Here is a 13,274-nt window from a genome sequence, read left to right on the forward strand (position 1 = left end):
CGGCGATCCTCAGACGGACGCATGACCATGCCCCAGCGCTCCTCCAACTACGGCATCGCCGCGCGCCTCGCGGTCGCGCTCGCAGTGACAACGCTGCCAGCAGCCGCGCTCGCCCAGAGCGCCGCCGGCCATCCGGAATGGCCCGGCAAGGGCGACCTGTATGTCGGGACCTGCTACCAGCCGGTCGATCGCAGCCCCGAGCAGATCAGCCAGGACATCGCGGTGATGAAGGCGGCCGGCTTCACCATGGTCCGCATGGGCGATCTTTCCTGGGACTCGTTCGAACCGCAGGAGGGCCGCTTCACCTTCGAATGGTTCGACAAGATCCTCGATCAGATGCACGAAGCCGGCATCCGCGTGATCGTCGACATCCCCGGCCAGCCCGCACCGATCTGGCTGCACAAGCACTATCCCGGCGTCGATCTGGTCAGCCAGGGCGGCACCCGGCTGAATGCGGCCTCGCGCTACTGGGACAATATCAGCGATCCCGACTATCGCCGGCTCGCCCGCCGCCTCGCCGACAAGCTGCTCCAACGCTACGCCAAGCATCCGGCGGTGATCGCGGTCGGCTATGACAACGAGATCGGCAACGGCCGCATGTCCTATTCGGAAGCGGACAAGAAGCGGTTCGTCAGTTGGCTGCAAAAGAAATACGGCACGATCGAAGCGCTCAACCAAGCCTGGGCGACCCAGCGCTGGTCGCGCCGGATCAACAGCTGGGACGAAGTCGACCTGCCCTATGGCGACGGCCCCGGCCCGAACGAGCGCAATCTCGACCTGCGCCGCTACTGGTCTGACGACACGATCAGCGCGCTCAAGGACCTCGAAGCATCGCGCAAGGCCAATGCCCCCAACCTACCCGCCGCCTCCAACTATTGGCCGACCGCCTGGACCAAGGGGTTCGACTATCTGCGGTCTTGGGACCAGGTTTCCACCTATGGCGCGCAAGGCTTCTACCCCGGCGATCCGCTGGGTGCCGGCTTCGAAGTGATGATGAACCGCGCCGGGCACGATACGCCGGTCTGGTTCAACGAGTTCACCGCCGGCGGCGGCGGCTATTACGGCACGCCGGGCCGGTCGCGCATGTGGGCGTATTTCGGGCTGCTCTATTATTCGCAGACCTTCCTTGCCTGGACCTTCAACTCGCATCTCGGCGGCGAGGAGCAGGCGCTGTTCGGCCTGCTCGACCATGACGACCGCCCGTCATGGAAGGTCGGCGAATTTGCGACGATCGCACGCGAGTTCCAGAAACTGCGCAAGCTCGGCTTCCCGCGCTACCAGGCGCCGCAGGTGGCTGTCGCCTATTCGTTCGACACGATGTGGCTGACCAGCCCGCCACCGGGCCCGAACACGATGAAGGAATACTTCAAGGCCGATTATACCGAGCAGGCAAAGGCCGGCTATGCTCCTTTCTTCCGGGACAATATCGACGCGGCGGTGATCGACATCGGCCATGACCCGATCGGCGCCTACAAGCTGGTCGTGCTGCCCGCCGCCTATCTGATCGACGCGCAAACGAGCACCGCCGTGCGCCGGTACGTCGCCGCGGGCGGCACGGTGATCATGACCGGCTATTCCGCCAAGGTGGACGCCACGGGCAAATGGTTCGGCACGCCGCTCCCGGGCGGACTGACCGAGGTGTTCGGGCTGCGCACCAACGAATTCTACCGGTCGGAGACTCCGCTCAAGGTGACCTTCGAGGGCCAGACGCTGACCGGCACCGACCCCTATTATGAAGTGCTGGAGCCGAGCAGCGCGGCCACGCTCGCCAGCTTCGCCAACACGCCCAAGAAGAGCCCCGCGATCACCGTCAACCGCTACGGCAAGGGGCGCGCCATCTATCTTGCCACCGCCGCGCAGGAAGCGCTGCTCGCGCCGCTGGTCCGGTCCCTCTACCCCACCCTCGGGATCGTGCGAGGTCCGGAAACGCCGGATGGCGTGGTCGCGCGCGTCGTCGAGGGGCGCACGCTCTACGTCAACACCAGCGCACAGCCGGTGCGGGTGACCATCACCGGCAAGAAGCACGACGTGATCGGTGACGCAGACGTCCGCGACACCCTGACGATGCCAGGCTTTGGTGCCGCATTGCTGGAGTGAATGCTGGCGCTGAGGCTTTCGTATATGCAAGATAACGCGCATATACGAGCATCTCAGGGGGTAGCGGCCTATTCGGGCGCGTAGCCCAGCCGATCCGAAATCCGAGCAGTGGCGGCGCGCAATTTCTCGCGAGCGGCATCCAGGTCCATCTTCTGAGAGCCGTCGATCAGCGCCAGGAAAGGAATCGTCAGCGCCGCCACAACGATGCGATCGAACCCGAAGATCGGGTAGCTGATGTCGGTGACGCCGAAGGTTATCGGGCTCTTGCGGCTGTCATAGCCGAGCCGCCGCACGGTCGCGAGCCGGTCGGCCAGCCAGCTGCGATCCACGGCGACACCATGTTCCTCCTCCGCCGCACGCACCATCCGCTCGGTCAGATTGAGGTTGGAGAAGGCCAGCAGCACCTGCCCGGAACAGCTCTGCACCAAATCGATGTGCGCGCCGACCTTCAATGCGAATCCGCGGGTTGCGGGTGATTCCTCACGCGCAACGACAAGGCCGTGCCCCTGGCTAGGGACGACAAGATGGCAGGATTGCACCGTGTCCCGCGCCAGCATCTGCATTTCGGGCAGCGCAGCGCGAACCAGATCCTGCGATGGCGTCGATCGCAGGGCAACGTCGAGCAGCTTGTAGGCGACGGCGTAGCGATCGGTGATCTCCGAGCGCCGCAGATAGCCGAGCTGCTCCATCACCACGACAATTCGGAATAGTTCGCCAACGGACCGGCCGAGATCAACCGCCATCTCGCTGACCAGCGCGCCTTCCTGGCGACCGGCGAGCAACTCGATGATTTCGAAAGCTTTCTCGATTGCCGGGGCGGAATAGGTCTTTGTGGACCCCGCTCGAACCATAGTGCCTCCTCGTTCCTGGTCGTCCTCCCTCGCGCGAAACGGAGTGCTGCGCAACGGCGGAGCGACCGGACAGCCCGCAATGGCAGGCGCCGACCGGCACCGAATACCAACACCAAAAAAATTTAGTTGTCGCATGTGAATACGCATTTTCATATACGACAGTTAGCGCTATCATCATATTTATAAGCCGGCGATCAACGACGGCTATTCTGGAGGGGAAGACCATGCGGGGTATGAAGCCCAGGTTCGCCACTGCGTCGGCTCTGGCGATCGCGACGGCGGCGCTAGCGCTGCCGGCTGCGGCACAGACGACACAGCCACAGGACTCGCAGCAACCGCCGGCACCGGCCGACCCGGCAGACAACGCTGCCAGCCAAAACGAGATCGTCGTGACCGGCCTGCGCGCCAGCCTCGCCTCGGCCCAGGCGGTCAAGCAGAATGCCGAGCAGATCGTGGATTCGATCACGGCGCAGGACATCGGCCGTTTCCCCGACGTCAACGTCGCCGAGTCGCTGCAGCGCATTTCCGGCATCCAGATCCAGCGCAACCTCGGTGAAGGCAGCACGGTGGCGATCCGCGGCCTCAGCGACATTCGTACCGAACTGAACGGCCACGACATCTTCACCGCCAATGGCGGCGTGGGCCTGTCGTTCGAGGAAGTCGGACCCGACCTGCTCAGCCGCGTCGACGTGTACAAGAACCCCTCGGCGGAGATGATCGAAGGCTCGCTGGGCGGGACCATCGATCTGCGCACGCGGATGCCGTTCGACGCCAGCGGCCGCATCCTCTCGGCTACCATCGCCGGGACCCGGTACGATCTGGCCAAGAAGAACGGCTGGAACGTCTCCGGCCTCTACAGCAATCGCTGGCAGACCGGGATCGGCGAGATCGGCTTCCTGGTCAACGCATCGTACCAGAAATCGGCATTCCGCCAGGATCTCGACCAGGTCGAGCCCTATCTCTGGCACGGGCCCAATCCGACGGCCGACGGTTCGCCGGTGCAGCCCTCGCTGGTGCCGGGATATACGACGCAGAACGTCCAGGTGCAGAAGGGCGGCGGCTTCAACGTCGCGCAGGGCGATCGTCGCCGCACCAGCGTCTCCGCCGCGCTGCAGTGGAAGCCGGCCGACAATATCGAGATCTATGCCCGGGTGCTCAACGCCACCTACAAGTTCCGCGACACCGGCGTATCCTTCTTTGCCACCGAGGACGGCGCCGCGCCGGTGGGCAGCTTCACCGTCGAGAATGGCGTCGCCACTTCGGGCGCGCTCGCCAGTCCGTCCGGCTCCTCGGTCACCTACGGCGCCAACCGCTCGACCCGCACCACCGATCTCAGCGGGGGGATCAAATGGGCGGTCGGCGAGCATCTGCACCTGGTGTTCGACTATCAGCACATCGACGCCAAGGTGGACCAGGATTCGCTGAACCTCACCATCACCCCCTATGCCGCCAGCGATGGCGCAGCCGGGGTATTCACCGGCGACTATAACTACGTGTTCGACAATCGCGGCAAGTTCCCCACCCAGGGCGCCGTCGATCCGGTCACCGGCCGGCCATCCAACTTCTTCACCAATCCGGCAAATTACGGCTTCACCGCGATCCAGCCGGATCGGACGCGCAACACGGCCAAGGGTGACAGCCCGCGGCTTGACCTCACCTGGGATTTTGACGACGGCAGCTTCCTCAAGTCGATCACTGCGGGTGCGCGGTACAGCGGCAAGACCGCGATCAATCGCGATACCAACGTGAATAACTGGCAGACGATCGGGGGCACCTGTGCCAACTGGTCGAGCGCCGCCAACTGCTACCGCGTCGCCGACCATCCCGAGGTGGTCGAGTTCAATCCGGGTCAGGCGACGCTGCTGCGCGGGGCCGGCACGAACTCAGTGTTCGGGCCCGTGCTGCAGTGGAAGCTCTCGGACGCGCAGAACCCGGACGCAGCCTTTGCGCATCTCAAGGCGATCAGCGGGCAGACGATCGGCTTCGGCGACCTCGACAACCCGCAGCAATCGACCACCAGCCGCGTCACGGAGCATGACTACGCCGCCTATCTTCGCACCGCGTTCGGTACCGACATTGGCAGCATGACCTTCGACGGCAATATCGGCCTGCGCTACGTGCGCACCGAGGCCACGGGCGTCGGCTTCCAGGTGCTCAGCTATCGCACCTCGGGCGGCACGAACCCGACCAGCACCTCGATCGTCGCGCCCTATGAGGGCGGCCGGGACTATTCGAAATGGCTGCCCAGCGTGAACTTGCGATTGCGCATCACGCCGCAGGTCCAGGCACGCTTCGCCTTTTCCAAGAATATCTACCGGCCCACCTTCAGTCAGCTGAACCCCAGCTATACCCTCTCGCCGGTATATGACGGCGCGAGCGCAACGCCGACCCCGCTCAACCCGTCGGCGCCCTACAACCCGACGACCAATCCCTATCAGGGGTCGGGCTCGGTGTCCGGCAACCCCAATCTGCGGCCCGAACGGGTGACCTCGTTCGACGGGGCGCTGGAATGGTATTTCGCGCGCGCCGGCTATGTGTTCGTGACGGTGTTTCGAAAGGATCTCCGGGATATCATCGACACCCGCAGCTTCCTGACCACGCGCGACGTCGCCAATGTCGGCACCGTACAGTTCAACGTCAGCGCCGTTCTCAACACGCCGCGCGGATCGGTGCAGGGCTTCGAGATCGGCGGGCAGAAGTTTTTCGACTTCCTGCCCGGCGCGCTTTCCGGTTTCGGCGTCTCCGCGAACTACACCTTCGCGGACAGCGATGCGGGAACGGTCGCATCGGGGTCGCTGGGATCACAGACCAAGTTCGCGGTGCCGCTGATCAACCTGTCGCGCAACAGCTACAATCTGATCGCGCTATACGACAAATATGGGATCAATGCCCGTATCGCCTATAACTGGCGCGACAAGTATCTCGACTCCATTTCGGAAGTGGGTGCCGAGAGCCTTCCCATCTACTTCAAGTCCTACGGCACGCTGGATGCCTCGATCAGCTATGACATCACCAAACAGTTTTCGGTGACAATCGACGGGCAGAATCTGCTCGATACCGTCAACAAGAGCTACCAGGGCGATCCGCGCTACCTGCGCAACTATCAGATCAACGATCGCCGCTTCTCGGTGCGATTGCGCGCCTTGTTCTGATCGCAGCACGCGGGCCACCTCCTCGGCCCCGGGCAACTTCGGGCAGTTGCACCCACAGGACGTGCGGCTGCCCTTCTTTTCGAATACCAAGCGGATCGCACAACCATTCGCCGCGGGGGAACGCAGCATGCAGGACAAGCCGGTGACCAGCGTCGTCATCGCCGGCGGGGGCACCGCCGGATGGATGGCTGCGGCCACGCTTTCGCGCAACTTCGCGCCCGACGCGCTCAAGATCACGCTGGTCGAATCCGACGAGATCGGGACAGTGGGTGTCGGCGAGGCAACCATTCCGCCGATCCTTCAGCTCAATGCCCAACTGGGCATCGACGAGGACGAGCTCGTCCGACGTACCCAGGGCACCTACAAGCTGGGGATCGAGTTCATCGACTGGGGCGCACGCGGCAGCCGCTATTTCCACCCCTTCGGTAGCTATGGCGCAGACCTTGGCGGCATCGCCTTCCACCACCACTGGCTGCGGACGCGCGAAGGGGTGCTGGCGGACTATTCGCTCAACACCCGTGCGGCGATGGCCGGCCGGTTCGATCGCCCTTCGGAAGACCCGCGCAACGTCTTGTCGAAGCTGTCCTACGCGCTGCACTTCGATGCGACGCTCTATGCCGCGTTGCTGCGCGAACGCGCCCTGGCGCAGGGCGTGGAGGCGATCGAAGGCAAGATCGCCGAGGTGGTCCTCGACCCGCTGTCCGGGCATGTCGATTGTCTCTCGCTCGCCGATGGCCGCGCACTTCGCGGCGATCTCTATATCGACTGCACCGGCTTTCGCGGCCTGCTGATCGAACAGGCGCTGAAGACGGGCTATGAGGACTGGAGCCACTGGCTGCCGATGGATCGCGCGCTGGCGGTACCCACGGCGCCCAACGGCCCGCCGATGCCGTTCACCCGATCGACGGCGGGAGCGGCAGGCTGGCGCTGGCGGATTCCGCTCCGGCACCGGGTAGGCAACGGCCATGTCTACAGCAGCGCGTTCACCGATGACTCCGCCGCTGCCGATGCCCTCGTCGCGGGCCTGGATGCACCGATGCTCGCGACGCCCCGAAGGCTTTCGTTCACCACCGGGCGGCGACGCCTGGCCTGGAACAAGAATGTCGTGGCGCTCGGCCTGGCGAGCGGATTCGTGGAACCCCTGGAGTCGACCAGCATCCACATGATCCAGCGCGGCGTCGTGACGCTGATGTCGCTCTTCCCGGCGGCCGGCTTCGCGCAGGCGGAGATCGACTGCTACAACCGTCTGATCCGGGCGGAGACCGAGGAGGTGCGCGACTTTGTCATCCTCCACTACAAGCAGACGTTGCGCGACGACACGCCATTCTGGCGCAGCGTGCAAGCGATGGCGGTGCCGGACAGCCTGGCCGAACGCATGGCGATCTTTGCACATAGCGGTCGGGTGCTGCTGGGGCCCGGCGAACTGTTCCGCGACACGAGTTGGGTGGCCGTGCTGCTCGGCCAGGGCATGGCACCGCGCGGCCACGATCCGCTCGCCGACAGCATGCCGGAAGCGGAGCTGCGCGCGGCGTTGCAGCGGATGCGCGCCGTCATCGGCCGCGGCGCGGAGGCGCTTCCTGCGCATGCCGACTTCCTACGCCAGCGGTTGTCGCCCGAGCCGGCACTCAGCATCCTCGATCCGGAGCGGACCTAAAGGCGCGCCCGCCACGGCTCCGCCGGGATGACATCTCTGGGGACGGCGGTAGGTTCTGATTCTGATCCACATGGCTTGATATCCGTCGGGTAGCGCCAGCAAATCAACGATCCTCAACCGACCAACCGTCGAGAGTGGCCATGGCGGCGCCCGGCCGATCTGTCGCACTGCCCCGCTTGTCACACTATTTCGAAGCGGTACGTACCTGCAGGCACCGAAAGAATTGCCTCCTCGGCGGTTCGCTGCTCGGGCGCCAGGAAACTACCCACCGCCTTGCTGCCCTCCAGGATACGCTGTCCCGTCTTGGCGGGCAGGTGGACGCGGGCCTGGCTGCCGACCGGGACCATCAAGTCGAGCGTGAAGTGGTTGTTTCGCTGCTGCCAACGCGTCGCGATGCGGCCGAGCCGGGACTCATAGCTCGCCCCCGCCGAGGGCATCCGCGGGTCGCGCAAGGGTCGAACCGTGAACCGAGTGAAGCCCGGCGCGGTCGGCGCGATGCCGGCGATGCGGCGGAACAGGAATCCGACAACCGCGCCCAGCGCATAATGGTTGAACGAATTCATCGAGCGATCGCCCGCATCGCTGTTCCAGCGTTCCCAGGTCGTCGTCGCCCCTTTCGCGATCATATAGCCCCAGGACGGGAATTCGGTGCGGAGCAGCAGATCGTAGACCAGCTCGACCTCCCCCGCATCCGCCAGCACGTCCAAGCTATAGGGCGTGCCCAGAAAGCCGGTGGATAACAATGTGCCGCGCCGCCGGATGTCCGCGACCAAGTGCCGGACCGCGCTGGCGCGCAGCTGCGGCTCGACCAGGTTGAAATACAGCGCGAGAATATAGCCCGTCTGCGATCCGTTGCCGATCGCGCCGTCCGCCCGCAAGAACGCCGTACGGAATGCGTCGACCAGCTTGGCCGACAGCGCCGCATAGCGCGCCGCCTCGGCAGTACGGCCGCTGGCGCGGGCCATGTCGGCCATCTGGTCGGCAGCCGATTTCCAGAACGCGGTACCGATCAGATCCTTTGGCGTCGTCGGATCGCCGGGCTGCTTGGCGTCCAGCGCCAGCCAGTCACCATAATCGACCCCGCGGGCATGGGACCAGAGATGATCGGGATTGCTGGCCTCAATCGATTCCAGGAAGCGGACCATCGAGTCCCAGTGCTGGTCGATGATCCCGGTGTCGCCAAACCGCTGCCACACCGTCCAGGGCAGCGCCACACCCGCATCGCCCCAGCCCGGCGACGAGCCCGGCTGGGCGAAATGATCGCGGCGCGCCACGGGGGCAATATCGGAATAGGCGCCGTCCTCGCGCTGGGCGTCGCGCATGTCGCGCATGAAGCGCTGGGTGAACGCCTGGGTGTCCATGTTGAAGCTCGCAGCGTCCCAGAACACATGGGCGTCGCCCGTCCATCCCAATCGTTCGTCCCGCTGGGGACAATCGGTAGGGATGCCGATGAAGTTGGAGCGCTGGCTCCACCGGCTGTTGAGCCACAATCGCTGCGGCACATAGCTGGAAAGCGTAAGATCGCTCGTTTCGGGGAGATCGGTGCGGATCGAGACGCCCGTGATCTCCTGCGTGGTTATCGCACGACCAAGCCCTTCGACCTGGATGTAGCGAAATCCGTGATAGGTGAAGCGCGGCTCGTAGACCTCGATCGTGTCCTCGGTCGCAAAGGTATAATGGTCGGTGGCGTCGGCAGACCGCAGATTGCTCTGATCGACGCTGCCGTCGGCGTTGAGGAGTTCGGCATAGCGCAGACGGATCGTCTGGCCACGCCGCCCCTTCAGCGCCACCCTGGCCCAGCCCGCGAAATTCTGCCCCAGATCGACGACGCTGGCGCCGTCGGCAAGCGTGACGATCTTCTGCGCGTGCAGCCGTTCCTTGCGCCGGATCGGCGGGACGACCGCCGCAACCAGCGCCGCCGTGGCGGGCGGCGCGGCGACGGCGGGCGTCCAGCGCGCGTCGGGCACGAAAGCGGGGCTGCTCCACCCGGCCAGCGCACGCCGCGCGTCATACGCCTCGCCATCGTAGAGGGTGGCACGGACGATGGGCGATTCCGCGACCGACCAGCCCGGGCCGGTCGCGACGACCTGCACGCGGCCGTCCGCGTACCGGATTTCAAGCTGGCCGAACACCCGCAGCGGCGGTTCGCCATAGGAGAACCGGCCGTCCGGCGCGATGTAGCTGCCATACCAGCCGTCTGCGACATGCAGCCCCAGCACATTGTCGCCGGCCACCAGCCGATCGGCCACGTCCTCGACGGCGTAGAGGCAATGCTTTCGATAATCGCTGAATTCGGGCTTCAACAGGGTGTTATCGAGCCGAACGCCATTCAGCTCGGCCTCGTACATGCCGAGCGCCGTCATATACAGGCGCGCGCTGGCGATGCGACCCTCGACGCGGAACGGCTTGCGCAGCAGCGTCGCGGCGCGGGCCGGCATCGTTGCCTGCCCCCCGGCAAAGATGGTCGGAGTCCAGCCGGTCTCGTCGGACGCCGCTGCGGCCGCCGCGCCGGTCGCGACCAGGCGGGCTTCCAGACGATCGCCATCGCTATGGACGGTGCGACCGTCGCGCATCGTCACGCGAAGGAGGATCGCCACCTTTTCCGGATTGTCCCCCGCCATGCTGGTTTCGACGATCAGCATGTGCGGGCCGGCGGCGACGGCGCCCGTGGCGCTTTGCGGCCCCGGCGCGCCCCAGCCGCCGCGGCGCGGTGCTATGATCTCATCCCCGTCCAGCCGCACGCGAAAGCCCGCCGTGCACGCGACCAGGGTCGTGATTTCCCCGCCCAGCGGCAGCGTGAAGGGGAGCCGATAGAGCAGGCCATCGCCGCGCTTGCCCGCCGCGCCTGTACGCCAGGGCAGCCCGGCGGCGCGGTCCGCGCGCTGCTCGGCGGTTTCGGCCGACATCCACTGCGCCGACCAGTCCGTCGGCGCGAGCAGCCCCATTTCCCAGGAGGCGACGGGGGATCGGGCCGCCGTCCCGCGTTCGTCCCACGCGGTCACCACCCACCATACGCGCTGCCGTGCGGCCAGCGGCTTGCCGGCATACGCAATGTCGAAGCACTTGGCGCCCGCGACCCGGCCGCTGTCCCACAGATCATAGCGCCCCGCTTCGGCCGCGGCCTTGCTCGACGCGACCCCCACCCGCCAAGCGCTTTGCCGCGCCCCGCGCCGGTTCGACGTCAACTGCCAGGAAAGGCGCGGGATCAGGCTGTGCAGGCCCAGCGGATCGGCAAGCCCATCGGTCAGCAGCGTCTCCACCGCCCAAGGAGAGTCCCCCGCCTTGGGAAACGTCGCGTGCAGCGAGCTCGGCTGCAGCGCCAGGCCAGCCCCTGCACCCAGCAATACGGAACGCCGATTTGGCATGGCCTCTCCAATCTATCGCCGGCGGGTTCACCTGATCCGATCGGTGACGCCGGCTTCCCTGTTTCCACGACCTAACCGGAGCAGGAAAGCACGTCCATTTCGGAACGTGAAGTATCCCTGTCGGTAGAGGTAACGGAAATCGGCGGACGACAATCCAGATCCTGTCCATCAACCGCCGAAGGTGCGGACATGCGGCTGGGGGGGATCAGGCACAATCCTGCTACTCGCAACGCGGATTACGCTGCAGTCGATTACAGGATAGCCTGCCCTCCCCGCTCGTGATCGCGCGGCCGGTTCGATCAGCGATTCCCCCGCTTCTGGGTCGTGTCCGTCAACGTGGTGTAATTTCGGGTGTGCCACCGGGCCGCATCGTTCAGGCGGCCTTAGGTGTAATCTGTAGCGGGGGCACCTCCTCGATTTGCGGTGTGGCGAGGGCGGCCATGCCCTCGATCTGCATGTAGCGGTTCTGGAGCTGGTATTCGTCGTTCTGCTCGAGGAGCACGGCGCCGATGAGGCGGGTGATGCTGTCTTCGTTGGGGAAGATGCCGACGACGTCGGCGCGTCGCTTCACCTCCTTGTTCAGCCGTTCCAACGGGTTGGTGCTGTGCAGCTTGGTGCGGTGCTGCTCGGGGAAGGTCATGTAGGCGAGCACGTCATGCTCGGCATTGTCCATGCAGGCGCCGAGTTTCGGCCAGCGGGCGCGCAGCTGGTCGGCGACGTGGCGCCAGGTCTGCGTGGCGGCGGTATGGTCTGGCTGGAGAAAGACCTGGCGGATCGCGGCTGCCACCATGGTATTCTGCCCCTTGGGCACATGCGCCAGGGCATTCCTCATGAAATGTACGCGGCAGCGCTGCCAGGTGGCGCCGACGACGCGGGTGATGGCGGCCTTCAGGCCTTCGTGCGCGTCGGAGATGACCAGCTTGACGCCCTTGAGGCCGCGCCGGACGAGATCGCGCAGGAAGGTCGACCAGAACGGCTCGGCCTCGCTGGGGCCGATGTGCAGGCCGACGATCTCGCGCTTGCCCTCTGTAGTGACGGCGACGGCGATTATGGCGGCGACCGAGACGATGCGGCCGCCCTCGCGCACCTTGAGGTAGGTCGCGTCGAGCCAGAGATACGGCCACTCGCCGGTGAGCGGGCGCTTCAGGAAGGCGTTCACCCGCTCGTCGATGTCCTTGCACAGCTTCGACACCGACGACTTCGAGATGCCCGACATCCCCATTGCCTGTACCAGCTCGTCGACACGCCGCGTGCGGACGCCAGCGATCCAGGCTTCCTGGATGACGCTGACCAGCGCCTTCTCCACCGTTTTGCGGGCTTCCAGGAAGCCGGGGAAGTAGGCGCCGGTGCGCAGCTTCGGGATCTTGAGGTTGAGCGTGCCCAACCGGGTATCCAGACTGCGGTCGCGGTAGCCGTTGCGCCAGGTGCTGCGCTCGCCGGATCGCTCGTGGCGGCCGGCGCCGATGAGGCCGTCGACATCGGCCTCCATGATGATCTGCAGCACGCTTTCAGCGACGCTGCGCAGGAAATCGCCGTCTCCGGTCTTCGCCATCAGCTCGGCAAGCGGTAGTCTGTCGTCGGTCATCGGGAATTCCTCGGGTCAGGTTGAAGTATGGAAACTCCACCATATCCGATGTGCCCGGTGGCCACCGAGACGCCGGTGCCGGGGTGGGGCCTCGGCCCCACCCCGGCATACACCGTCATCTACACCGGGAAATTACACCACGAACGCGGACGCTAACATGGAGCGGGGTCCATGCGCGGTTCCGCCGTTGGTCGCACGCTTGCGTTTGGGAGAAGCTGTTCCATGCGATGGCCGACACGCCGGACTTCGAATATGTCCTGATCGACAGCACGATCTCGAAGGTTCACGCCGACGCAAGCGGCGCAAAAGGGGGGCTGAAGCTGCCGCAATCGGCCGTTCGCGTGGCGGACTGACGACCAAGCTACACGCGGCCGTCGATGCCATCGGACTGCCGATCCGTATCCACCCGACGCCGGGGCAACGTGGCGACGCTCCACAGGCGCGCGATCTCTTGAAAGGCCTGCGTGGCATTGGTCACGTCATCGCAGATGCTGCCTATGATGCCGATCCGCTGCGCATCTTCATTGCCGATGATCTCGGCGCAACGGCGCAGATCAAGGCCAATTCCAG

Annotated in this window: 7 protein-coding genes and 1 pseudogene; 5 read left to right on the forward strand and 3 right to left on the reverse strand. The window is 65.4% G+C overall.

Annotated features, from left to right (window positions below):
* Positions 1 to 21: 21 nt before the first annotated feature.
* Complete coding sequence (locus QZ814_RS13105) at positions 22 to 2,097, forward strand: beta-galactosidase (RefSeq protein ID WP_294332880.1); 2,076 nt, start codon at positions 22 to 24, stop codon at positions 2,095 to 2,097.
* Between the two features lie 68 nt (positions 2,098 to 2,165).
* Here the strand turns inward: QZ814_RS13105 and QZ814_RS13110 are convergent, their stop codons facing one another.
* Positions 2,166 to 3,101: an IclR family transcriptional regulator gene (locus QZ814_RS13110; protein ID WP_365898671.1), complete on the reverse strand. Its 936-nt coding sequence runs from the start codon at positions 3,099 to 3,101 to the stop codon at positions 2,166 to 2,168.
* Between the two features lie 80 nt (positions 3,102 to 3,181).
* On the opposite strand from QZ814_RS13110, the gene QZ814_RS13115 reads away from it, so the two are divergent.
* Positions 3,182 to 6,100: a TonB-dependent receptor gene (locus tag QZ814_RS13115; RefSeq protein ID WP_294332881.1), complete on the forward strand. Its 2,919-nt coding sequence runs from the start codon at positions 3,182 to 3,184 to the stop codon at positions 6,098 to 6,100.
* 127 nt (positions 6,101 to 6,227) lie between these two features.
* Positions 6,228 to 7,754, forward strand: a complete 1,527-nt coding sequence (locus tag QZ814_RS13120; protein WP_294332883.1) for a tryptophan halogenase family protein — start codon at positions 6,228 to 6,230, stop codon at positions 7,752 to 7,754.
* A 179-nt stretch (positions 7,755 to 7,933) separates the two neighbouring features.
* Here QZ814_RS13120 and QZ814_RS13125 read toward each other — a convergent pair whose 3' ends face one another.
* The gene (locus tag QZ814_RS13125) at positions 7,934 to 11,119 is read right to left on the reverse strand and encodes an alpha-L-rhamnosidase (protein ID WP_294332885.1); all 3,186 of its coding nucleotides are present in this window, start codon (positions 11,117 to 11,119) and stop codon (positions 7,934 to 7,936) included.
* A gap of 373 nt (positions 11,120 to 11,492) precedes the next feature.
* Positions 11,493 to 12,704 (reverse strand): IS256 family transposase, encoded by a 1,212-nt coding sequence (locus tag QZ814_RS13130; RefSeq protein ID WP_294332887.1) that lies wholly within the window; start codon positions 12,702 to 12,704, stop codon positions 11,493 to 11,495.
* Between the two features lie 227 nt (positions 12,705 to 12,931).
* On the opposite strand from QZ814_RS13130, the gene QZ814_RS13135 reads away from it, so the two are divergent.
* Together QZ814_RS13135 and QZ814_RS13140 are read left to right on the forward strand one after the other, a co-directional pair.
* Positions 12,932 to 13,057 (forward strand): hypothetical protein, encoded by a 126-nt coding sequence (locus QZ814_RS13135; RefSeq protein ID WP_294332891.1) that lies wholly within the window; start codon positions 12,932 to 12,934, stop codon positions 13,055 to 13,057.
* Positions 13,030 to 13,274: pseudogene (locus QZ814_RS13140) on the forward strand (transposase); the annotation flags it as partial. The gene QZ814_RS13135 and the pseudogene QZ814_RS13140, both read left to right, overlap by 28 nt.

Source organism: uncultured Sphingomonas sp., assembly GCF_913777625.1.
Taxonomy (GTDB): Bacteria; Pseudomonadota; Alphaproteobacteria; order Sphingomonadales; family Sphingomonadaceae; genus Sphingomonas.